The organism is Kribbella endophytica (assembly GCF_054781295.1).
The window spans coordinates 872,956-895,122 of the sequence record NZ_BAAGUR010000002.1; the positions used below are offsets into that span (position 1 = coordinate 872,956).

A 22,167-nucleotide genomic window follows, 5' to 3' on the forward strand; every position below is an offset into this window, starting at 1 on the left:
GTTCTGTTAGGTCTCAGTCCGCAGGGCGGCTTCGGCTGGGGAGGACTGTGTTGCGAATTCTGGCGAGCAGTAGATCGAACTCGTCCAGGAGATCCGATGCTTCTGTGCTGCCTCGGTTGAGGTACCAGCGCCAGGACGGGGGTAGCAGGCGGGCTCGTAAGCGTTGGACGAGTTTGGCTTGGGACCAGAGGGCCTTGCGGACGTCGGCTGCTTCGGTGCGCAGGTCGACTTCGGTGGAGGCCAGACCGGCGTACCGGACGGACTCCAGGCCTCGGGCCAGGCGGTGGGCTTGGGGATGGACCGGCTCGGGGAGCTTGGTGGTCATCCAGTCGCCCAACTGGCGTGGGGTTGAGCTGTCGGACCAGTCGAGGCCCAGGTCGCGGGACGTGTCGCGGATTTCTGCCCACAGGCCTTCGACACCGAGACGCCCGGGTGGGCGGGCGAAGCGGCGGCGACGGGTCAGGCTGCGGATCAGCCACGGGATGCCGAGGATGAAGACCACGACGACACCGATGCCGATCGCCTTGGCGCCGCCGTTGCTGAACCAGTTGCCGGAGTCGACCGGGACGAGGCCGTTGTCCTCGGGCAGGTTCCGGTCGCCCGGACGCTCGAGGTCGGTGTCCGTCGTGGAGCCCGGCGTGGTCGGCGCGGTCGTCGGCGCGGTGGTCGGGGTCGACGGCAGCGGCGCGGCCGGTGCGGTCCAGCTCGGGGTGGTCGCGACCCGCGCCGACGGCGTCGGCTCGAAGCGGACCCAGCCGAGTCCCTGGAAGTACAGCTCCGGCCAGGCGTGCATGTCGTGCATGCGTACGACGTACTGGCCGTTCTTGCCGGGCTGACCGGGCAGGAAGCCGATGCCGACGCGCGAGGGGATCCCGAGCACGCGCGCCATCAGCGCCATGCCGGTGGCGAACTGCTCGCAGTACCCGACCCGGTCCTGCAGCAGGAACTTGCGCAGCGCCGGCATGCCGCTCTTGTTGTCGGTGTCGGTGCTGTAGGTGAACTCGCCGCCGCGGAAGAAGTTCTGCAGCGCGACGGCCTGCTGGAACCGGTTGGTGCCCGCGTCCGCGACGACCCGGTTGGTCAGGTCGCGGATGTCGTCGATGTTCTTGGACGGGAGCTGGGTGGTGTACGCGTCCGGGTCGGCGCCCGGCGGGGTCGCCTGCAGCAGCTCCGGCGTCAGCGGCAGCTGGTACGCCTTGAGCCGGTAGTTCTTGCCGGCGACTCCACCGCCACCGTTCGTGGACACGACGTCCAGCGACCTCGCGTCGAAACGCCAGCGGTCCTTCAGCGAGATCGAGCGCAGCGGGTACGGCACCGGGGCGAACTGCGAGCGCAGGTTCCGGCTCACGTCGATCTTCATCTCCGTGGTCGGCACCTTGCTGAGGTCGCCGTTGAAGCCTTCCGGCGCCGTCAGGTCGTTGTCGGTGATCTTCTGGCCCTCGGACCGCGGCGAGATCCGCCAGGTGTTGCCGTCGAACTGGTCCAGCGCGGTCAGCCGCAGGTACGTCCCACCGGCCGGGCCGCCGGTGTAGGTCAGAGCGGTCACGTTGTCGCCGCGCTTGAGGTTCTTGCCCATGTCGAGCATCGGGTCGGTCGACGTGATCGAGGCGCCGATCCCGGTGCCGCTGCCACCACCGGCGAGACCGTTGCCGATGACACCTTCCGGCAACGCCGGCAGCAGTGCGGGCAGCAGCGCGGCCAGTGCGATCACGCTGAGGCCGATCCGGCGGCCGGCCTGGCCGAGCGCCGAGGCTTCGATCGGTTCGGACGCGTCCAGGTGCGAGACGCCGGAGATCCGGCGTCCCCAGCGACTCAGTCTGGTCCGGCCTTCCGCGGCCAGGAGCACGATGTAGCCGACGGCCGGCGGGATGAAGAGCAGCGCCGGCAGTCCGCCGTGCACGGTCGCAGCCGGCACCGTGTACATGGTGAGCAGCAGCAGTCCGGCCCACGCGGCCTGACGCAGCTGTACGGCGATCAGGTGGATCAGCAGCCCGGTCGCAGAGATCACCGACGCCGCGAACAGCGTCAGGTGGTCATCGGCCGGCAGCGGCGCGCTGAAGCGGTTGATCGCGCTCATCGCGTTCACCATCTGCTGGTTGAACTCGAGCGCGGTCTCCTTCCACGGCAGCAGGCCGAAGTGCAGCGTGTCGCGCAGGAAGATCAGCGACAGCATCTCGACCAGTACGACGAGCTGAACCACCGGTACGACGACCCGCGGCGCGCGCAGGTTCTGCAGCAGGATCCCGGTGCCGGTGACAAGGGCGCACAGGAACGCGCTGATGAACAGGAACGGCCCGGAGAACACCGGTGTCAGTACGAGAGCACCGAGTACCGTCGCCGCCCAAGCAGCCAGCGAGATCCTCACGTGTCCGGTCATGCGATCCTTCCGCTCCTCAGTCCGAGGCTGGACCAAACGGTGGGTAGGGGATCGCCGCGGCGGACTCTGGCGACGCGCCAGCCGTTGCGGCGGAGTTCGGATTCGGTCGCGTCCGTGGCAGCGGCCAGGCGGTTCGCCTTCTCGGTGCCTTCGACGCCGACGGCCCAGCTGACCGCGTCGAGCAGCAGCGCGACTCCGGTCGCTTGCCCGGTCCGCCAGCGGTTCAGCGCGGTGATGTCGTCGCTGGTGCAGACACCGACGACGGCGATCGCGAGACTGGGCTCCTGGACGTGCCGGTCGACCGTGAGCAGCGGGCCGACCTCGGCGTACTTGTGCTCCTCCACCGTCGCGCACTCGGTCAGCAACTGCTGCGTCGTGAGCGGTTGGTGTACGGCGGTGGAGCTGCGGTGGGTGATCGCGGACAGTGTCGTCGGGCCGCCCAGCAGGGTGGTGACGTAACCCCGCCGGATCCGGTCGGCGCCGATCGAGGCGACCGCGCTGACCGACCACTCCAGGCTGGACGACGGTCCGTGCCCGTGGTGCGAAGTGGTGCGGGCGTCGAGGAAGATCGCGCACCGGCTCTGCCAGGGCTGCTCCTCGCGGCGCACCATCAGCGACCCGCGACGAGCGGTCGAGCGCCAGTGCACGCGGCGGAGGTCGTCGCCGTCGCGGTACTCGCGAACGGTCGCGTCCTCCTCACCGGCCGACGCGATCGCGCGGGGCCGGTTCTCGCCGGATCCCGCGCGGTCCGAGCCGAGCCGTACCTCGGGCAGCTTGTGCACCCGGGGCGTGACCAGCAGGTACTGACTCCGCGCGAACGTCCGGCTCGTCTCCACCAGCCCGAACGGGTCGGCGACCGTCAGCATCAACGGCCCGACCTGGAACAGCCCACGGACGTCCGACTTCACCGGATAGGTGACCGTGCGCTTCCAGTTCGGGCTGACGCGGTCCACCACGAACCGCGGCCGGTGGCCGAGCACGTAGGGGATCCGGTCCTCCAGCAGCAACAGTCCGGCCGGCATGCGGCCTTCGTTGCTCAGGGCGAGCTCCACCGTCGCCGTCGTACCGACGGTGACCTGCGCCGGCGCCAGGCTGCGCCGTACCTGCAGACGCAGCCGGGTGCGGCCGACCACCAGAGCGGCCACGACCGGCAGCGCGACCAGGAGGATGCCGACACGCAGCAGGTCCTTCTGGCCGAGCAGCAGAGCGCACAGCGACGCGGTGATCCCGGCAGCGACGAACGCCCGCCCCCGGGTGGTGAGTCCGCGCAGTGCCTGCCTCATGCCTCAGTCCCGGCGAGTGCGGGGGAGCGGCACGGAGGCGACGAGCCCGGTGATGATGTCCGACGCGCCGCGACCACCGAGGTGAGCCTCGGCTGCCGGAAGCACCCGGTGAGCAAGGACCGGTACGGCGAGCTCCTGCAGGTCGTCCGGCAGGACGAACTCGCGCGCGTCCAACGCGGCAGCGGCCCGGGCAGCCCGGATCAGGTGCAGCGTTGCACGGGGGCTGGCGCCGAGACGCAGCTCCTGCGAACGACGAGTCGCACCGACCAGAGCTACGGCGTACTCCTTGACCGACTCCGACACGTGCACCGAGTGGACGGTCTTGACCAGTCGCAGGATCTGCTGGCTGTCGGTCACCGCCTGCAGGTTGTTCAGCGGGTCGGTGGCCGAGTGACCGTCGAGCATCCGCAGCTCGGCGGCGGGCTCCGGGTACCCCATCGAGACGCGCGCCATGAAGCGGTCGCGCTGCGCCTCGGGCAGGGGATAGGTGCCCTCCATCTCGATCGGGTTCTGCGTCGCGATCACCATGAACGGCGCGTCGAGGTGGTACGTCGTGGTGTCGACGGTGACCTGGCGCTCCTCCATCGACTCCAGCAGCGCGGCCTGGGTCTTCGGTGAGGCGCGGTTGATCTCGTCACCGACCACGATGTTCGCGAACACCGCGCCCGGCTTGAACTCGAAGTCGCGGACCTCCTGGTTGAACACCGACACGCCGGTGATGTCCGAGGGCAGGAGGTCGGGCGTGAACTGGATCCGGCGCACGGTGCAGTCGATCGAGCGGGCCAGTGCCTTGGCCAGCATCGTCTTGCCGACGCCCGGCACGTCCTCGATCAGTAGATGTCCTTCGGCGAGCAGCACGGTGACTGCTGTCTCGACGACATCGGGTTTGCCTTCGATGACTGTCTCGATGGCTCGGCGGACCCGTCCCGCCACCTCTGTCAGCTCGTCGAAGTCCATGGCCGAGCTGGTCGCGGTGGTGCTCACCCTGAGTCCTCCCCATTGGTTGTTGGCCGACTCATTCTGACCCGGGCCCGGGGTCGGGCCTAGCCCTGCGCGGAATTCGTTACCGGCCGTTTCGGCACCGATGAAAGTAATCCTCACCCGGTGTCGCTGATCCATCACCTGTCGACGTGGATCTTTCCCACCCAGCCTACGAGAGGAGCGAAACGGGGCAGATTTGGTTGACGGTGGGGCAAAGTGGAGTAAGGTGGAGCGCAGTGGTACTGATTTGGTGGAAATCAGCTCGACCTGAGACGGAGAGTCCGCAACGGGGAGGTGGAGCGTGTTCCTTGGAACGCACTTTCCCAAGCTCGACGACAAAGGTCGGTTGTTCCTGCCGGCGAAGTTCCGCGACGAACTTTCCGAGGGTCTGGTGATCACCCGCGGGCAGGAGCGTTCGCTGTCCGTGTGGCCCGAGGCCGAGTTCGTGACGCTGACCGAGCAGTTGAAGCAGGCTCCGATCACCAACAAGGGTGCCCGGGACTACCTGCGGATGCTGTTCGCCGGAGCCTCCAACGAGGTGCCGGACAAGCAGGGCCGGGTCACCATCCCGCCGATGCTGCGCGATTACGCAGGACTGGATCGCGACTGCGTCGTCATCGGGGCGATGAACAGGGTGGAGATCTGGAACACGGAGAACTGGAACAGGTACTCCGCGGAGCAGGAGCAGGCGTTCGCCGACCTGTCCGAGGAGGTACTGCCCGGGATCTTCTGAGCAGCACCGAGCACGACCTGAGGTGTGCACCGGACGTCCGGTGAGATCACGGGTCCGACTTCCGACTCGGGTGTTGGCGCCACTTCCCCGGCGCCAAGGCCACGGGTACTTCCCCGGGAGGCGAACCCGCGATCTGACCGGACGAACGAACTGCTCCCCAAGCTGTTCAACGCAGTCCACCACCCGACGTTCCAACACCGCCCCCGACACAGCAGTCAGCAGTACAGAGAACCCGCGGGGGCAGGGTCGCTCCCGCGGCTTAAGGAAGGGTCGAGATGGACGGTGCTGAGCGCGACGCGCAGGGATTGGGTGGCTGACGCCATGACCGATCCCACGCCGTCCGACCGCCACGTCCCCGTCATGCTCGACCGGGTCGTCGCCCTCCTCGCCCCGGCGCTCCAGCAGCCCGGTGCCGTCCTCGTCGACGCCACCCTCGGGCTCGGCGGACACTCCGAGGCGTTCCTCGAGCGTTGCCCCGAGGCTCGCCTGATCGGGCTCGACCGTGACCCGGCCGCGCTGCGCCTGGCCGGCGAGCGGCTCGCGCCGTACGCCGATCGCACCACGTTCGTGCACGCCGTGTACGACGAACTGCCGCGCGTCCTCGACGAGCTCGACGTGCCCGCGATCGACGGCATCCTGTTCGACCTCGGCGTCTCGTCGATGCAGCTGGACGAGGCCGACCGCGGCTTTGCCTACGCGCAGGACGCGCCGCTGGACATGCGGATGGACTCGACGGCGCCGACCACGGCCGCCGACATCCTGAACACCTACAGCTCGGCCGACCTGGCCCGGATCCTGTTCCAGTACGGCGAGGAGAAGTTCTCCCGCAAGATCGCCGACCGGATCGTCCGGGCCCGGGAGACCGAGCCGTTCACGAACAGCGCCCGGCTGTCCGAGCTGGTCCGCGACGCGATCCCGCAGGCGGCCCGCCGGACCGGGGGACACCCGGCCAAGCGGACCTTCCAGGCGCTGCGGATCGAGGTCAACGGCGAGCTCGAGGTCCTGCGGCGCGCGCTGCCGGCGGCGGTCGCGTCGCTGGCGCTGCACGGGCGGATCGTCGTCATGAGCTACCACTCGCTCGAGGACCGGATCACCAAGCAGACCTTGGCGGCGGGCGCGAAGTCCGACGTACCGGACGACCTGCCGGTGATCCCGGCCGGGCACGAGCCGTACCTGAAACTCCTCACCCGCGGGGCCGAACGGCCGACCGAGGACGAAGTGGCGGCGAACCCGCGGGCCGCCTCGGCCCGGGTCCGGGCCGCAACCAGAGTCCGCGAGAAAGGGCTGGTGGCTTGATGAGTACTGTCTTCAGCCCGTCCAAGGCACGGGTCACACCTGCGGTTCCGGCGAAGAAGCAGGAGCCGAAGCTCAGGATCGTGTACGGCGCGCCGTTCCGGCCGCCGCGGATGCCGTTCGTCATCTTCGTGGTGTCGCTGCTGGCGGCCGGCCTGGTCGGCCTGCTGCTGCTCAACACGGAGCTGCAGCGCGGCACGTTCCAGGTCACCGCGCTGAACCAGCAGGCCGATCAGCTGCGCGACCAGCAGGAGCAGCTGGAGCGGCAGGTCCGCACGCTCGAGTCGCCGCAGAACCTGGCCGACCGGTCGCTGCGGATGGGCATGGTGCCGAACCCGAACCCGGTGTTCCTGCGGCTGTCCGACGGGCGTGTGCTCGGCGTACCGGCCGAAGGCAAGGCGGGGACCGGCGCGGCGATGTTCGGTCCGGGGCTGCCGGCCGCTGTCGCGACGCCGAAGCCGCCGGTCGTGCCGCCGGCCAACGCGGCGATCAAGCCGAGCACGCCTGTCAAGCCCAGTACGCCGGTGACGCCGCCGGCCAACACCAAGCCGCCGACGAACACCAACACAGGGACCAACACGACGACCGGGGGATGATCGGATGACGGAACGACGGGGAGACGAGCCACCACGCAAACGCGGTGGTGAACCGGGCCGGGGAAACCCGCCCCGCAAGGCTCCGTCGTCCCGTCGCCCCGCCACCGAGGGCGGTCGCCCCGCTGCACAGCGTCCCCGCCGCCCCGCGTCGGAAGAGCAGAACAGACGCAGGCGTGAAGACCAGCCGCGTCGAAGGGCTGAAGAGCCACGCCGTACGAGAGACGGACAGGAACCACCGCGGCGGGCAGCCAAGAAGACTGCGGCCAGTCGTCCTCGAAAGACCGCTGAAGGAAGGCCTGCTCCTCGACGCGTAGGACCAGACGGGCGGCCGCTGGCCAAGAAGGCTGCCGCGCCGCGGAAGCGGCCGCCGCAGAAGCGGCGTCCTCCCGTTCGCAAGCCTCGGGTGAAGAAGCCGCCGCGGCTGCTGAAGCTCGGGCGTCCGGCACTCCGACTCCGGGTGACGTTCGGCGTGATGGCGCTGGTGCTGTCGCTGTTCGCGGGACGGCTGATCATCCTCCAGGGCGTCGACCCGGACCGCTACGCGCTGGCCGCGACCAAGGAGAACACCAAGCCGTTCGTCCTGCACGCCTCCCGCGGCTCGATCCTGGACCGCAACGGTGTCCCGCTGTCGGTCTCGGAGGACGCGGTCGCGATCACCGCCGACCCGACCCAGACCGGCAAGGTCGCCAGCCAGCTGGCCGGCGTACTGGCTCCTCGGTTGTCGTCGGTCGACTACGCGACGCTGATGAAGAAGCTGACCGGCAAGGGCCGGTACGTCGTGCTGGCGAACAAGGTCACCCCGCAGACCTGGAACCAGATCACCGCCGAGATCAAGGAGCGCAACAAGGCGATCAAGGACCAGAACAAGGCGCTGCCCGAGGACCAGAAGAAGCCGATGCTGGCCGGCCTCTACACCGAGGCCGATCCGGTCCGCAGTCACCCCAACGGCACCATCGCGGCCAACGTGGTCGGCATCGTCGGTGCCGAGGGCAAGGGTCTGGCCGGGCTGGAGTACGGCTTGAACGGCAAGCTGTCCGGGCAGGACGGCAAGGCGATGTACGAGGTCGATGCCCGGGGCAACAAGATCCCGAACGCCGACCACACCGTCGAGGAGCCGAAGCCGGGCGTGTCGGCGCAGCTCACGCTGGACGCCGACCTGCAGTGGTTCGCCGAGCGGCGGATCGAGCAGGCGGTCAAGCAGTACAAGGCCAGCTCAGGCTCGGTCGTCACGATCGACGTCAAGACCGGCGAGATCCTGGTGATGGCCAACTACCCGAGCTTCGACCCGAACAAGCCGGTGAAGACCGGCGCGCTGAAGAACCGGGCGCTGGAGCAGGTCTACGAGCCGGGCAGCGTGCAGAAGGTGGTCACGATGGCGGCGCTGGCCGACGCCGGGCTGATCTCGCTGGACACCAAGCTGGAGGTCCCCGGCGTCTACACCGTGCAGCGGCGGACGATCAAGGACGCCTTCGACCACGGCAAACTGAAGCTGACGATGGCCGGCGTGATCGCCAAGTCGTCGAACGTCGGCACGATCATGGCCGCCCAGCAGATGCCGGTCGGTGACTTCGTGCACTACCTGAAGAAGTTCGGCTTCGGCGAACCGACCGGGATCGGTTTCCCCGGCGAGAGCCGCGGCCTGATGCCGCCGGGCGACGAGTGGAGCGAGCTGACCCGGTCGAACGTCGCGTTCGGCCAGGGCCTGTCGGCCAACGCCGTCCAGATGGCCGCCGCGGTGAACGCCGTGGCCAACGGTGGGGTCTACATGCCGCCGAAGCTGATCAAGGACTGGGTGGACGCCGACGGCAACGCGACGCCCAACCAGATCGCCACGCCGCGCCGCGTGGTCAGCGAGTCGGCCGCCAAACAGGTCACCACGATGATGGAGGCCGTCACCGGCAAGGGCGGCACGGCGCCGCTGGCCGCGATCGCGGGCTACCGGGTGGCCGGCAAGACCGGTACGGCGCAGGAGGTCGACTCGGCCTGCGGCTGTTACCGCAAGTGGGCCACTTCTTTCGCCGGATTCGCTCCTGCCGACAACCCGCGCTTCGTTACGTACGTCGTACTGCAGGACCCCACCAACGGGCGGGGCGGTGGTTTCCAGGGAGGTCCGGTGTTCCGAGACGTGATGAGCTACGCGCTGCAGAAGTACGCGGTCCCGCCGACCGGTGCGAAGCAGCCCGTCATTCCCATCACCTGGTGATCACCCAGGGTCAGGTAGGTGTCACACGCCCCGGAACGGTAGCCTCTGGGGCCGTGTCCACCCCTTCCGCCGCAGGCGGCGCCGTAGCCGCGATCAGGCCGCGGCACACCGTACCGGTCGCCCTTGCCGACCTGGCCAGAACCGCTGGGGCGGAGGTCCCGGCGGGTGCCGCCGAGGTCCCCGTCACCGGTGTCTCCCTCGACTCCCGCTCGATCCGGCCCGGTGACCTGTACGCCGCGCTGCCGGGTGCCGCGACGCACGGCGCGGCCTTCGTCGCCGGCGCTCAGGCGAGCGGCGCGGTCGCCGTACTGACTGATCCCGCAGGCGTCGAGCGGGCGCTGACCGCCGGTCTGCCGCTGCTCGTCGTCCCCGATCCGCGCGCTGTGCTGGGCGCCGTCGCCTCCACGGTGTACGGCGAACCGACCAGCGAGCTGCGCCTGCTCGGCATCACCGGGACCAACGGCAAGACCACCACCAGCTTCCTGCTCGACGCGGTCCTGCGCAGGCTCGGCCCGGCCGCTCTGGTCGGCACGATCGAGACGCGGATCGGCGACCAGGTCGTGAAGAGCGCGATGACCACGCCGGAGGCGACCGACCTGCAGGCGTTGTTCGCGGTGATGCGCGAGCAGGGCGTCGCGTGGTGCGCGATGGAGGTCTCCAGCCACGCGCTGGCCAAGGGCCGGGTCGACGGTGCCCGCTATGCGGTCGCCGGGTTCACGAACCTGAGCCAGGACCACCTGGACTTCCACAAGACGTTCGAGGAGTACTTCGCGGCGAAGGCGTCGCTGTTCACGCCCGAGCGCTGCGACCTGGCCGTGGTGAACATCGACGACGAGTACGGCCGCCGTCTGGCCGCGCAGACCGTCGTACCGCTGGTCACCGTGTCGACGACGCGTGACGCGGACTGGACCGTTGCCGCGACGCATCAGTCCGAGCACGGCTCGACCGTGATCGACATCCGCGGCCCGGGCGAGGAGCTGACGATCGAGATCGTCCTGCCTGGCGACTTCAACGTGGCCAACGCGCTGCTCGCGGTCGCGATGCTGCGGCAGGTCGACGTACCGGCCGAGCAGATCGCCGAGGGCCTGCGCGACGCGCGGGTGCCGGGGCGGATGGAGACCTTCCTGCGCGACGGTCTCGCGGTGATCGTCGACTTCGCGCACACTCCCGACGCGGTCGAGCTGGCCCTGCGCGCTGCTCGCGGCGCGACGAAGGGCCGTCTGTACGCCGTGGTCGGCTGCGGCGGTGACCGCGATCCGTGGAAGCGCCCGGCGATGGGTGCCGCCGCGGCGCGCGCCGCGGATGCGGTGATCGTCACCGACGACAACCCGCGCAGCGAGGACCCGGCGCTGATCCGCGCCGCCGCGATCGAGGGCGCGCGCGACGCCGTACCGGATGTCGACCTGCGCGAGGTCGGCGACCGGCGCGCGGCGATCCGGACCGCGATCGAGCTGGCCGGCCCGGGGGACACCGTGGTCGTGCTCGGCAAGGGCCACGAGACAGGACAGGACGTCGACGGCGTGATCCACCCGTTCGACGACCGTCAGACAGTGCGTGAGTTGTTGGAGGAGACCCGGTGATCCCTGTCAGTTGCGGTGACATCGCCACGGCCGTGGGCGGTGAGCTCGTGGGAGTCGATCCCACGGCCGTCGTCGACGGTCTGGTGGCGAAGGACTCGCGCGAGGTGGTCCCGGGCGGTCTGTTCGTGGCGCTGCCCGGCGAACGCGTCGACGGCCACGACTTCGTCCAGGCCGTCACCGAGGCGGGCGTGACGGTTTCACTCACGACCCGGCCGATCGACGGCTGTCCCTGCATCGTCGTACCGGACGCGCAGGTCGCGCTCGGCGAACTGGCCCGGTACGTCGTGGCGCAGCTGCCCGATCTGACGGTGATCGGTCTGACCGGCTCGCAGGGCAAGACGAGCACGAAGGACCTGATCGCGCAGCTGGTCGCGCCGTACGGGCCGACGGTCGCGCCGGTCGGCTCGTTCAACAACGAGATCGGCCACCCGCTGACCGCGTTGCAGGCCGACCTGTCCACCCGGTTCCTGGTCGCCGAGATGGGCGCGCGGCACGTCGGCGACATCAACTACCTGTGCCGGATCACGCCGCCGAAGGTCGGGCTGGTGCTGAACGTCGGGCACTCGCACATCGGCGAGTTCGGCAGCCAGGACGCGATCGCGCAGGCCAAGGGCGAGATGATCGACAACGTCGTGGCCGGTGGGACCGCCGTGCTGAACGCCGACGACCCGCGGGTCGCCGCGATGGCGTCGCGGACCGAGCAGACCGTACGGCGGTTCGGCGAGGCGCCGGACGCCGACGTCCGGGCGACCGACGTGAAGCTCGACGAGAACGGCCGGCCGAGCTTCAGGCTGCACGCCGACGGGCAGAGCTTCGACATCCAGCTGCAGCTCGTCGGTGAGCACCAGGTACCGAACGCGCTCGCCGCGGCGGCCGCCGTACTGGCTGCTGGGCTGACGCCGGAGCAGGCCGCGGCCGGGCTGAACGAGGCCACCACGGTGTCGAAGTGGCGGATGGAGGTCACCGAGCGCGCCGACGGCGTGACGGTGATCAACGACGCGTACAACGCCAATCCCGACTCGATGCGGGCCGCGCTCAAGGCGCTGGTCGCGATCGGGCGGGCCCGCGGCGCGCGGACCTGGGCGGTGCTCGGCCCGATGGGCGAGCTGGGCGACACCTCGACCGAGGAGCACGACGGCGTCGGCCGGCTGGCCGTCCGGCTGGACGTGAACCGGCTGGTCGCGGTGGGCGAGGACGCCCGCCCGATCCACCTCGGCGCTTCGCTCGAAGGATCGTGGGGCAACGAGTCGGCGTACGTCGCGACGGCCGACGAAGCGCTCGAGCTGCTGGGCAAGGAACTGCAACGGGGTGACGTGGTGCTCGTGAAGGCGTCCAGGTACGTCGGCCTCGACCGGCTGGCCACGGCTCTCCTGCAGGAGGGCGCGCAGTGATCTCGATCCTGTTCGCGGGCGCGATCTCGATGATCCTGACCCTGCTCGGTACCCGGCTGGCGATCAACCTGCTGTCCAAGCGCGGGTACGGCCAGGAGATCCGCGACGACGGCCCGACCTCGCACCACACCAAGCGCGGGACGCCGACGATGGGCGGCACGGTCTTCATCATCGCGACGATCGTCGGCTACTTCGCCGCGAAGCTGCTGACGATGAAGCCGCCGAGCGCCTCGGCGATCCTGGTGCTGTTCCTGTTCGCGGGCATGGGCGCGGTCGGCTTCCTGGACGACTTCATCAAGATCTTCCGCCAGCGCAGCCTCGGCCTGCGCAGCAAGGCGAAGCTGGCCGGCCAGACGATGGTCGCGGTGGTCTTCGCGGTGCTCGCGCTGCAGTTCGCCGACGATCGCGGGCAGACGCCGGCCTCACCGTTCATCTCGTTCATCCGCGACATCCAGTGGCTGCACCTGCTGCCGGTCCTGGTCGTGATCTGGATCCTGCTGCTGATCGCGGGCATGTCGAACGGCGTGAACCTGGCCGACGGCCTGGACGGTCTGGCCACCGGCGCCTCGATGATGGTGTTCGGCGCCTACACGCTGATCTGCATCTGGCAGTCCAACCAGAGCTGCGCGACCGCGCCGGGCGCCAAGTGCTACGAGGTGCGCGATCCACTCGACCTCGCGGTCGTGGCGGCGGCGCTCACCGGCGCGCTGTTCGGCTTCCTGTGGTGGAACGCGTCGCCGGCCAAGATCTTCATGGGTGACACCGGTTCGCTGTCGCTCGGCGGCGCGGTGGCCGGCTTCGGCGTGATGACCCGGACCGAGCTGCTGGTGCTGCTGCTCGGCGGCCTGTTCGTCATCATCACCGCGTCGGTGATCCTGCAGGTCAGCTGGTTCAAGATCACCAAGCGCACCGGCGGGGTGGGCAAGCGGCTGTTCCGGATGGCGCCGCTGCAGCACCACTTCGAGATGCTCGGCTGGGAACAGGTCAACGTGGTGATCCGCTTCTGGATCATCTCGGGTCTGTGCGTCGCCACGGGGCTCGGGTTGTTCTACGCGGAATGGGTTGCCGGATGAGTCTGACCACACGCACCGACGACGGCTGGGCGACCACGCGCTTCGTCGTACTGGGCTTCGGTACGGCGGGGTACGCGTGCGCCGACTCGTTGCTGCAGGCGGGCGCCGAGCACGTCGTCGTACTGGACGATCGCGACAACGAGCAGCTGCAGGAGAAGGCGCAGATCCTCGGCACGCTCGGTGCGGAGATCAAGCTCGGCCCAGGCAGTACGGCGGAGCTGCCCGCGGACGTCGAGATCGTGGTGACCTCGCCGGGCATCCCGCCGCACGCGCCGCTGCTGACGGCCGCGGCCGAGCGTGACGTGCCGATCTGGAGCGAGATCGAGCTGGCCTGGCGGCTGCGCGATCCCGCGAACGCGGCGCCCTGGTTGTGCATCACCGGGACCAACGGCAAGACCACCACGGTGCAGATGCTGACGGCGATTCTGACCGCCGCCGGGCACCGCGCTGTCGCGGCCGGGAACGTCGGACTGCCGTTGCTGGAAGCCGTGATGGACCCCGAGCCGTACGACGTGATCGCGGTCGAACTGTCCAGCTACCAGCTGCACTACACGCACTCGATGTCGGCGCACTCGGCCGCCGTACTGAACCTTGCGCCGGACCACGTCGACTGGCACGGCTCGATGGAGGCGTACGGCGCCGCCAAGGGCCGGATCTACACCAACTGCCAGGTCGCCTGCGTCTACAACGTCGCCGACCAGGCGACCGAGAAGCTCGTCGAGGACGCCGACGTGATCGAGGGCTGCCGCGCGGTCGGTTTCACCCTCGGTACGCCGGGCCTGTCGATGGTCGGGCTCGTCGACGAGTACCTGGTCGACCGCGCGTTCGTCGAGCAGCGCGCCACCTCGGCGCTCGAGCTCGCGACGCTGGCCGACATCACCCCTGCCGCACCGCACAACGTGGCCAACGCCTTGGCGGCTGCCGCGTTGGCGCGGTCGTTCGGCGTACCGCCTGCTGCTGTGCGCGACGGGCTGCGCGGGTTCCGGCCTGACGCGCACCGGATCGCGCACGTCGGAGAAGTTGCCGGAGTCAACTACGTGGACGACTCCAAGGCGACCAACCCGCACGCCGCGCAGGCGTCGCTGCTGGCCTACGAGCACGTCGTCTGGATCGCCGGCGGACAGGCCAAGGGGGCGACCTTCGACGAGCTGGTGATCGCGGCGCGCGAGCGGTTGCGGGGCGTCGTGCTGCTCGGCCAGGACAAGGCCGTGATCGCCGAAGCACTTGCCCGACACGCGCCTGAGGTCCCGGTGATCGTGGTCGAGTCAACGGACACTGGGACCATGGAGACCGTGGTGGGGGAGGCGACCAAGCTGGCACAGGTGGGTGACACCGTGCTGCTGGCGCCGGGCTGCGCTTCTTGGGACATGTTCGCCAACTACGGAGCCCGCGGGGACGCTTTCACCGAAGCCGTGAACCGTCTGGGCCACTAAGCGCCGGAGGTGATCGCGTGACGTCGATCATTGACCGGCCGGAGCAGAAGTCGCCCGAGCGCGGTGGTGGTTCCGGCAGTGGCCTGATGGCCGCGATCAGGAACGTGCTGGACCGGCCGCTCACGTCGTACCACCTGGTCCTCGGTGCGACCGGTCTGCTGATGGTGCTCGGCCTGCTGATGGTGCTGTCGGCCTCGAGCGTGCTGTCGCTGCGCACGAACGGCAACAGCTACACGATCTTCTACCGCCAGCTGATCTGGGTCGGCGTCGGTCTGCCGATGGCGTACGTCGCCTCGCGGATGACGCCGCGGCACTTCCGGATGCTCGCGTACGTCGCCCTGCTGGGCTCGACGTTCCTGCTGGTGCTGACCTACGTGCCGGGCCTGGGCAAGAACGTCAACGGCAACACGAACTGGCTGTCGTTCGGCGGCCCGCTGCAGATCCAGCCGAGCGAGTTCGCCAAGCTGGCGCTGGTGATGTGGTGCGCCGATCTCTACGCGCGCAAGCAGAAGCTGCTGACCCAGTGGAAGCACCTGCTGATCCCGATGGCGCCGGTCTGCGGCCTGGTGATCGCGCTGATCGTCGGTCAGCGCGACCTCGGCACGTCGCTGGTGCTGATGGCGATCATGATCGGCCTGATCTGGGTGGTCGGCGCGCCGACCCGGCTGTTCGTCACCGCGATCGCCGTGGTCGGCGTGATCGCGACGTACTTCGTCACCACCGCGAAGCACCGGATGGACCGCCTGACGAACTTCATGAACCCGTTCGCCGACCCGACCGACGTCGGCTGGCAGGCCTACCACGGCCTGTACGCGCTCTCCACCGGTGGCTGGTGGGGCGTCGGGATCGGCAACAGCCGGCAGAAGTGGGGCAACCTGCCCGAGGCGCACACCGACTTCATCTTCGCGGTGATCGGTGAGGAGCTCGGGCTGATCGGCTCGCTGACCGTGCTCGGGCTGTTCCTCACGCTGGCCTACGCCGGGATCCGGATCGCGACCCGGTCGACCGAGCCGTTCATCCGGTACTGCGCGGCCGGGATCACGGTCTGGATCATGGCCCAGACGCTGGTCAACCTGGGTGCGGTGATCGGACTGCTACCCATCGTGGGAATCCCGCTCCCGCTTTTGTCGTACGGTGGGTCCGCACTGCTGCCGACGCTGATCGCGGTCGGCATGCTGCTGTCCTTCGCGAAGGCCGAGCCCGGCGCGCAGGCCGCCCTCAAGGAGCACCGGCGGCCGTTGCTCGGGTGGATGTCGTCGCGACGCACACCTGGCCCGAGCGGCCGTGAGAACACGCGGGAGCGTTGAAAGCTGTGCCGAGCATCGTTCTGGCCGGTGGGGGATCCGCCGGCCACACCTCACCCCTGATCGCGACCGCCGACGCCCTGCGCCGGCTCGATCCGACCGTCGAGATCGTCGCACTCGGAACCGAGCGGGGGCTCGAGACCCGGGTGGTCCCCGAAGCCGGGTACCGCCTCGAACTGATTCCGCCGGTGCCGCTGCCGCGCAAGCCCACGCCGGCGCTGTTCGCCGTACCGGGCAAGATGCTGAACTCGGTGAGCGCGGCCCGCAAGATCCTCGACGAGGCCAAGGCCGACGTACTGGTCGGCTTCGGCGGGTACGTGTCCACTCCGGCGTACGTCGCCGCCTGGCGGCGCAAGACGCCGATCGTCGTGCACGAAGGCAACGCGGTCCCGGGCATCGCGAACAAGTTCGCCGCCCGCTACTGCACCGAGAACGTGATCACCTCGTTCCCCGGCACCGACATCCCGCACGGCAAGTACGTCGGCCTGCCGATCCGCCGGGCCATCTCGACGATGGACCGGGCCGCGCTGCGGGCCGAGGCACAGGCGTTCTTCGGGCTGGACCCTTCGGCGCCGACGCTCTTCGTCACCGGTGGTTCGCAGGGCGCGCAGCAGCTGAACCTGGCCTTCGCCGGTGCGGCCGCCGACCTGCAGGCCGCCGGGATCCAGGTCCTGCACGCGATCGGGCCGAAGAACACCCTCGACGTCGAGCAGACCGGCCCCCTGCCGTACCGGGTGCTCTCGTACGTCGACCGGATGGACCTGGCCTACGCCGCTGCCGACCTGGTGGTCTGCCGTTCGGGCTCGAACACGGTGACCGAGGTGTCCGGCGTCGGACTCCCGGCGATTTACGTTCCGTTGCCGCATGGTAACGGTGAGCAGCGACTGAACGCCAAGCCCGTGGTCGATGTGGGCGGCGGACTGCTGGTCGACAACGCGACCGTCACGCCGGACTGGGTTCGCGCGACCGTGCCGCAACTTCTGCACGACCGCGCGCGTCTGACAGCCATGTCCACTGCAGCGCAGGGCGTCATCCGTACGGATGCCGACGACCGGTTGGCGCAGATCATCCTCGATGTGGTGAGGTCTGCTTCGTGATCGTCACCGCTCCTGACACTCTCCTGCCCGCCGAGAAGCTGGGCCGGGTGCACTTCGTCGGCATCGGCGGCGCCGGGATGTCCGGCATCGCCCGGATCATGGCCTCGCGCGGCATCGAGGTCTCCGGCTCCGACGCCAAGGACGGCAAGGTGCTCGCCGCGCTGCGCGCGCTCGGCGCCACCTGCTGGGTCGGCCACGCCGCCGAGCACGTCGCCGCCGTCGACACCGTCGTCGTCTCCACCGCGATCCGCGAGACCAACCCCGAGGTCGTCGCGGCCCGGGCGGCCGGGATCCCGATCCTGCCGCGGGCCGCCGCGCTCGCGTCGGTGATGGTCGGCCGGCGCACGATCGCCGTGGCCGGGACGCACGGCAAGACCACGACCACGTCGATGCTGACGGTCGCGCTGCAGCACTGCGCCGCCGACCCGTCGTACGCGATCGGCGGGAACCTGAACGAATCGGGCTCGAACGCGCACGACGGCACGGGCGATCTGTTCGTCGCCGAGGCCGACGAGTCGGACAAGTCGTTCCTGACCTACAGCCCCGAGGTGTCGATCGTCACCTCGGTCGAGCCGGACCACCTGGACAACTACGGTGACGAGGCCAGCTACTTCCAGGCCTTCGAGGACTTCTGCGGCCGGGTGCTGCCCGGTGGGTTCATGGTCGTCTGCTACGACGACGCGGGGGCTCGCCGGCTCGTCGATTTCGCCCGGGCGAAGGGGATCGACGTCCGGACGTACGGCGAGTCCGAGGACGCCGACCTGCGGGTCACCGAGATTACCGCGACCGGTGCGGTGCAGTCGTTCGTGCCGATCTTCCGTGGGCGCAAGCTTCCGATGGTGAACCTGCAGCAGGCCGGCAAGCACAACGTGCTGAACGCGTCCGCCGCACTGTCGGTCGGACTTGGCCTGGGCTTCTCCGCGGCCGACCTGGCCGAAGGGTTGGCGTCGTTCACCGGGACCGGCCGGCGGTTCGAGTTCAAGGGCATCGAGGACGGCGTACGGGTCTTCGACTCCTACGCGCACCACCCGACCGAGCTGACCGTCGACCTGATCGCGGCCCGGCAGGTGGCGGGGGAGGGGCGCGTGATCGCGTGCTTCCAGCCGCACCTGTTCAGCCGGACGCGGATCTTCGCCGCGGAGTTCTCCGAGGCGCTCGCGCTGGCCGACGAGGTCGTCGTGATGGACATCTTCGCGGCGCGGGAGGACCCGGAGCCCGGTGTCACCGGTGCCCTGATCGCCAACCACGTGCCGCTGAAGCCGGAGCAGGTGCGGTTCGAGCCGTCCTGGTCCGCCGTACCGCGGGTGGTCGCCGACCTCGCGCTGCCGGGCGACCTCGTGGTCACCCTCGGCGCGGGCGACGTGACGCTGATCGGGCCCGAGGTGGTCGGGCTGCTGGCCGAGCGGGCGGCGCACAACGCCGCACTGATCGAGTGATTCTGGGATGAGTCAGGACGCTGATCTGGCCCGGGCCCAGCAGCGGTTCGCGCGCCGGCAGCGGTTGGTGCGCTGGAAGAGCTGGCTGCCCTGGGCGGTCGGCGGCACGGTGGTGCTGCTGTCCGCGATCACCGTCTGGCTGTTCTACTTCTCGTCCGCGCTGGCCGTCGACGGCGTCCGGGTGACCGGCGCCGACACGGTGCCGGTGGCAACGGTCGCCCAGGTCGCCCAGGCGCCGCTCGGGACGCCGCTGGCCAAGGTCGACCTGAACGTGATCGCCGAACGGGTGCGGGGCATCCAGTCGGTCGCCGACGCGCAGGTGACGCGCGCGTGGCCGAACCAGCTGGAGATCGTGGTCACCGAGCGCGTGCCGGTCGTCGTGGTCACGGACGGCAAGCAGTTCGAGCTGGTCGACGCGACCGGTACGTCGTTCAAGACCGTGGCCTCGCGGCCGGACGGGCTGCCGGAGGCGCTGGTCGTCGGTGCTCGCCGGGACGTGACGATCCGTTCGATCGTGACCGTGTCAGCCGCATTGCCGGTCACGTTGCGGTCCGAGGTACGGTCGATCTCGGCGACGTCGCCGGACTCGATCACACTCAACCTCGGGTCCGGGGTGAAGGTCGTCTGGGGCGGTTCCGATGACAGCGCGCAAAAGGCCGAGGTACTCAGCGTGCTGATGCGCCGGCAGGCCAAGGTGTACGACGTGTCCGCGCCCGATCTCCCTGTCACCAAAGGGGAAAAGAGGTAACGCGTCACATCCCGAACCACATCACGGGACGGGCGGCGAGGCGCGTGGACATTGACAGAACGCGTCCCGTAGCGTGCGACGCAATCGATAAAGTCGAGATAACTCTAAGCATCCACTTGAGGTTCAGTCTTTTCGCTGGAACTTTCGCTGGAACACGGCCGGGGACGGCTGGATAGACGGCCAACTGGTCACAACGGGACAGAACGAGGCGAGAGGCGCGGACGTGGCGGCACCGCAGAACTATTTGGCACTCATCAAGGTCGTCGGTATCGGCGGAGGCGGCGTGAACGCCGTCAACCGGATGATCGAGCACGGTCTGAAGGGCGTTGAGTTCATCGCCATCAACACCGACGCGCAGGCGCTGTTGATGAGCGACGCGGACGTCAAGCTCGACATCGGCCGCGAGGAGACCCGCGGACTCGGTGCGGGGGCGAACCCCGCCATCGGGCAGAAGGCCGCCGAGGACCACGCGGAGGAGATCGAGGAGGCGCTCAAGGGCGCCGACATGGTCTTCGTCACCGCGGGTGAGGGCGGCGGGACCGGCACCGGTGGCGCACCGGTGGTGTCGCGGATCGCGCGCTCGCTCGGCGCGCTGACGATCGGCGTGGTCACGCGGCCGTTCTCGTTCGAGGGCAAGCGGCGGGCGACTCAGGCGGAGGACGGCATCGCCGCCCTGCGCGAAGAGGTCGACACCCTGATCGTCATCCCCAACGACCGGCTGCTCACGATCTCCGACCGGGCCGTGTCCGTGCTGGACGCCTTCAAGCAGGCCGACCAGGTGCTGCTGCAGGGTGTTTCCGGCATCACCGACCTGATCACGACGCCCGGCCTGATCAACGTCGACTTCGCCGACGTCAAGGCCGTGATGTCGAACGCCGGCTCCGCGCTGATGGGGATCGGCTCGTCCCGCGGCGAGGACCGCGCGGTGGCGGCGGCCGAGGCGGCGATCTCCTCGCCGTTGCTGGAGGCAAGCATCGAGGGTGCGCACGGCGTACTGCTGTCGATCGCGGGCGGTTCTGACCTGGGACTGTTCGAGATCAACGAGGCCGCTCAACTGGTCTCGGAGTCGGCGCACACCGACGCGAACATCATCTTCGGCGCGGTGATCGACGACGCGCTCGGCGACGAGGTCCGCGTCACGGTGATCGCGGCCGGCTTCGACGGCGGCATGCCGAAGCGCCGCGAGCAGGCGATGAACAGCGCCCGCCCGCAGAACCGCGCCGGCAGCGCCGAAGCCCCGCCCGCACGGCAGGACAACGGCTTCTCGACTCCGCCGCGTCAGGACAACACGGGCTTCCCGCCGCCGCGGCAGGACGGTTTCGCCGCGCCGCGGCAGGAGTCCTTCTCGGCCCAGATGCACCAGCCGGGGCAGAACGATGGGCCTCCCGGGTACTCGCCGGGCGGCGTCGGCACCAACGCCGTCCAGGGGCAGTCCGGTCACGGTCAGTCCACCCAGGGTCAGTCAGCTCAGGGTCAGTCGGGTCAGGGCCAGCAGTCGCAGGGGCAGCCGACTCCGCCGCAGGTCCCCGGCACCGTCCCGTTCAGCAGCACCAACCCGGCCCCCGGCTCGAACCAGCCTGCTGCTCAGCCCCCGGCTCAGGAGCAGGGTGGCCAGGTGACCCACGGCCAGTTCGGTACGCCGAGCGACGACACTGTCCCGGTCCCGCCCAACACCGAGCACCGCCCCGGCCCCGGCACCACGCACTCCGCCCGCCCCCAGTCCGGCGAGCCGGTCCGCACCCCGCCGCCGGCCCAGTCGAACCCGGCGCCGTACTCCACCCCGTCGGCCAACCCGACGCCCGCCCAAGCCCCACCCACCCGCCCCACCCGAAAGCCGGACCCCGAGGAAGACCTCGACATCCCCGACTTCCTGAAGTAACCACCAGCACCCCGAACGCCCCGGCCTCGCGGCCGGGGCGTTCGTGTTGGTGGGGAAGGGGAGGAGGGCGGCCGCCCCCGAAGCGGCTGGGCTCCGCCCGCCGCCGGCCCGGACCTCCGGCCCATCGCCGCATCCGGTGCTGCCCGCCGCCACCGCCTTCGGCCCAGTCCTGCGTCCGCCGAGCCCCGCTGCCAGCTCGTTCGACCCGGCGTCGCGTCCCCCCGGCCGCTACAGCCTCCGGCTCAGCTCCGGCTTGCCCGGATTCAGTTCTGCGGTTTGTAGACGGCGACGACCACGCCGTGGCGGGCTTCGCCTGGGCCTGCGTCCTTCAACGTGGTGATGATCTTGTCGAGTTGGGTGGTGAGGTCTTTGGCCTGGGACTCGGTCAGGCGGATGTTGCGGATGTTGAGCATCGGGTCCTCGGCGGTTTGCAGGTCGGCGGCGACCGCCTGCAGGGCGACGGTGTTGTTCTCGCGGGCACCCTCGCCGGTGAAACTGAATCTGTGGGCGGAGCGGCGGTAGTACTGCTCGGTCCCTCCGCGGACCTGGCGAGTTTCGGTCACCTCGACCATCCCGGCCTCGCGCAGTACGCCGAGATGGTGCGCGATGTTGCCCTTCCCCGTGCCCAGCGTGACCGCCAGCTGACTCGTCGTCGCGGCCTCCAGCCCGAGCGCGAAGAGCAGCCGGTGGCGCAGCGGATGACCGAGCGCCTTGAACTGCGCGGCCGTGGAGACTTCCAGCTCTTCGTCCATGAGATCAA

General features: G+C 69.6%; 16 protein-coding genes and 1 pseudogene. 13 read left to right on the forward strand and 4 right to left on the reverse strand.

From position 1 onward, the window contains the following. Positions 1-13 precede the first annotated feature (13 nt). From ACYVIO_RS22550 to ACYVIO_RS22560, 3 genes are read right to left on the reverse strand one after another with little or no spacing between them, the layout of a single operon-like run. Positions 14-2,377 carry a transglutaminase family protein gene (locus ACYVIO_RS22550; protein WP_460652839.1) on the reverse strand — a complete coding sequence of 788 codons (2,364 nt, stop codon included), beginning with the start codon at positions 2,375-2,377 and terminating at the stop codon, positions 14-16. Further along, positions 2,374-3,660 carry a DUF58 domain-containing protein gene (locus ACYVIO_RS22555; protein WP_460652840.1) on the reverse strand — a complete coding sequence of 429 codons (1,287 nt, stop codon included), beginning with the start codon at positions 3,658-3,660 and terminating at the stop codon, positions 2,374-2,376. The genes ACYVIO_RS22550 and ACYVIO_RS22555 overlap by 4 nt, the downstream gene beginning before the upstream one ends. Before the next feature lie 3 nt (positions 3,661-3,663). Further along, on the reverse strand, positions 3,664-4,602 hold the full coding sequence (locus tag ACYVIO_RS22560) for an AAA family ATPase (RefSeq protein ID WP_460653559.1): 939 nt from the start codon (positions 4,600-4,602) through the stop codon (positions 3,664-3,666). A 340-nt stretch (positions 4,603-4,942) separates the two neighbouring features. Here ACYVIO_RS22560 and mraZ point away from each other — a divergent pair, with 340 nt between their 5' ends. From mraZ to ftsZ, 13 genes and pseudogenes are all read left to right on the forward strand, one after another. Then, positions 4,943-5,374, forward strand: a complete 432-nt coding sequence (gene mraZ, locus ACYVIO_RS22565; protein WP_460652841.1) for a division/cell wall cluster transcriptional repressor MraZ — start codon at positions 4,943-4,945, stop codon at positions 5,372-5,374. A gap of 321 nt (positions 5,375-5,695) precedes the next feature. Further along, complete coding sequence (gene rsmH, locus ACYVIO_RS22570) at positions 5,696-6,670, forward strand: 16S rRNA (cytosine(1402)-N(4))-methyltransferase RsmH (protein WP_460652842.1); 975 nt, start codon at positions 5,696-5,698, stop codon at positions 6,668-6,670. After that, the gene (locus ACYVIO_RS22575) at positions 6,670-7,263 is read left to right on the forward strand and encodes a hypothetical protein (protein ID WP_460652843.1); all 594 of its coding nucleotides are present in this window, start codon (positions 6,670-6,672) and stop codon (positions 7,261-7,263) included. The genes rsmH and ACYVIO_RS22575 overlap by 1 nt, the downstream gene beginning before the upstream one ends. 403 nt (positions 7,264-7,666) lie before the next feature. After that, the gene (locus tag ACYVIO_RS22580; RefSeq protein WP_460652844.1) at positions 7,667-9,466 is read left to right on the forward strand and encodes a peptidoglycan D,D-transpeptidase FtsI family protein; all 1,800 of its coding nucleotides are present in this window, start codon (positions 7,667-7,669) and stop codon (positions 9,464-9,466) included. 53 nt (positions 9,467-9,519) lie between these two features. Continuing rightward, positions 9,520-11,046: a UDP-N-acetylmuramoyl-L-alanyl-D-glutamate--2,6-diaminopimelate ligase gene (locus ACYVIO_RS22585; RefSeq protein WP_460652845.1), complete on the forward strand. Its 1,527-nt coding sequence runs from the start codon at positions 9,520-9,522 to the stop codon at positions 11,044-11,046. Then, positions 11,043-12,437, forward strand: coding sequence for a UDP-N-acetylmuramoyl-tripeptide--D-alanyl-D-alanine ligase (locus ACYVIO_RS22590; protein WP_460652846.1), 1,395 nt, complete (start codon positions 11,043-11,045; stop codon positions 12,435-12,437). Before ACYVIO_RS22585 ends, ACYVIO_RS22590 begins: the two co-directional genes overlap by 4 nt. After that, positions 12,434-13,510, forward strand: a complete 1,077-nt coding sequence (mraY, locus tag ACYVIO_RS22595; protein ID WP_460652847.1) for a phospho-N-acetylmuramoyl-pentapeptide-transferase — start codon at positions 12,434-12,436, stop codon at positions 13,508-13,510. Before ACYVIO_RS22590 ends, mraY begins: the two co-directional genes overlap by 4 nt. Continuing rightward, entirely contained in the window at positions 13,507-14,943 is a 1,437-nt protein-coding gene (gene murD / locus ACYVIO_RS22600) for a UDP-N-acetylmuramoyl-L-alanine--D-glutamate ligase (protein ID WP_460652848.1), read from the forward strand. Before mraY ends, murD begins: the two co-directional genes overlap by 4 nt. Positions 14,944-14,960: 17 nt before the next feature. Beyond that, positions 14,961-16,250, forward strand: a complete 1,290-nt coding sequence (ftsW, locus tag ACYVIO_RS22605) for a putative lipid II flippase FtsW (protein WP_460652849.1) — start codon at positions 14,961-14,963, stop codon at positions 16,248-16,250. A gap of 5 nt (positions 16,251-16,255) precedes the next feature. Further along, positions 16,256-17,344, forward strand: a complete 1,089-nt coding sequence (gene murG, locus ACYVIO_RS22610; protein WP_460652850.1) for an undecaprenyldiphospho-muramoylpentapeptide beta-N-acetylglucosaminyltransferase — start codon at positions 16,256-16,258, stop codon at positions 17,342-17,344. Next, entirely contained in the window at positions 17,341-18,780 is a 1,440-nt protein-coding gene (murC, locus tag ACYVIO_RS22615; RefSeq protein WP_460652851.1) for a UDP-N-acetylmuramate--L-alanine ligase, read from the forward strand. Before murG ends, murC begins: the two co-directional genes overlap by 4 nt. A gap of 7 nt (positions 18,781-18,787) precedes the next feature. Further along, complete coding sequence (locus ACYVIO_RS22620) at positions 18,788-19,528, forward strand: cell division protein FtsQ/DivIB (protein ID WP_460652852.1); 741 nt, start codon at positions 18,788-18,790, stop codon at positions 19,526-19,528. Between the two features lie 223 nt (positions 19,529-19,751). Beyond that, positions 19,752-20,747: pseudogene (gene ftsZ, locus ACYVIO_RS22625) on the forward strand (cell division protein FtsZ); the annotation flags it as partial. A gap of 923 nt (positions 20,748-21,670) precedes the next feature. Here ftsZ and ACYVIO_RS22630 read toward each other — a convergent pair. Next, positions 21,671-22,159 (reverse strand): ArsR/SmtB family transcription factor, encoded by a 489-nt coding sequence (locus ACYVIO_RS22630; RefSeq protein ID WP_460652853.1) that lies wholly within the window; start codon positions 22,157-22,159, stop codon positions 21,671-21,673. Positions 22,160-22,167 lie beyond the last annotated feature (8 nt).

What these genes read in the sequence shown, in the direction of transcription:
- ACYVIO_RS22555 (WP_460652840.1), bottom strand. Translation starts at nt 3,660, where the DNA reads ATGAGGCAGGCACTGCGCGGACTCACCACCCGGGGGCGGGCGTTCGTC.
- murD (WP_460652848.1), top strand. Translation starts at nt 13,507, where the DNA reads ATGAGTCTGACCACACGCACCGACGACGGCTGGGCGACCACGCGCTTC.
- ACYVIO_RS22575 (WP_460652843.1), top strand. Translation starts at nt 6,670, where the DNA reads ATGAGTACTGTCTTCAGCCCGTCCAAGGCACGGGTCACACCTGCGGTT.
- rsmH (WP_460652842.1), top strand. Translation starts at nt 5,696, where the DNA reads ATGACCGATCCCACGCCGTCCGACCGCCACGTCCCCGTCATGCTCGAC.
- ACYVIO_RS22620 (WP_460652852.1), top strand. Translation starts at nt 18,788, where the DNA reads ATGAGTCAGGACGCTGATCTGGCCCGGGCCCAGCAGCGGTTCGCGCGC.
- ACYVIO_RS22550 (WP_460652839.1), bottom strand. Translation starts at nt 2,377, where the DNA reads ATGACCGGACACGTGAGGATCTCGCTGGCTGCTTGGGCGGCGACGGTA.
- ACYVIO_RS22630 (WP_460652853.1), bottom strand. Translation starts at nt 22,159, where the DNA reads ATGGACGAAGAGCTGGAAGTCTCCACGGCCGCGCAGTTCAAGGCGCTC.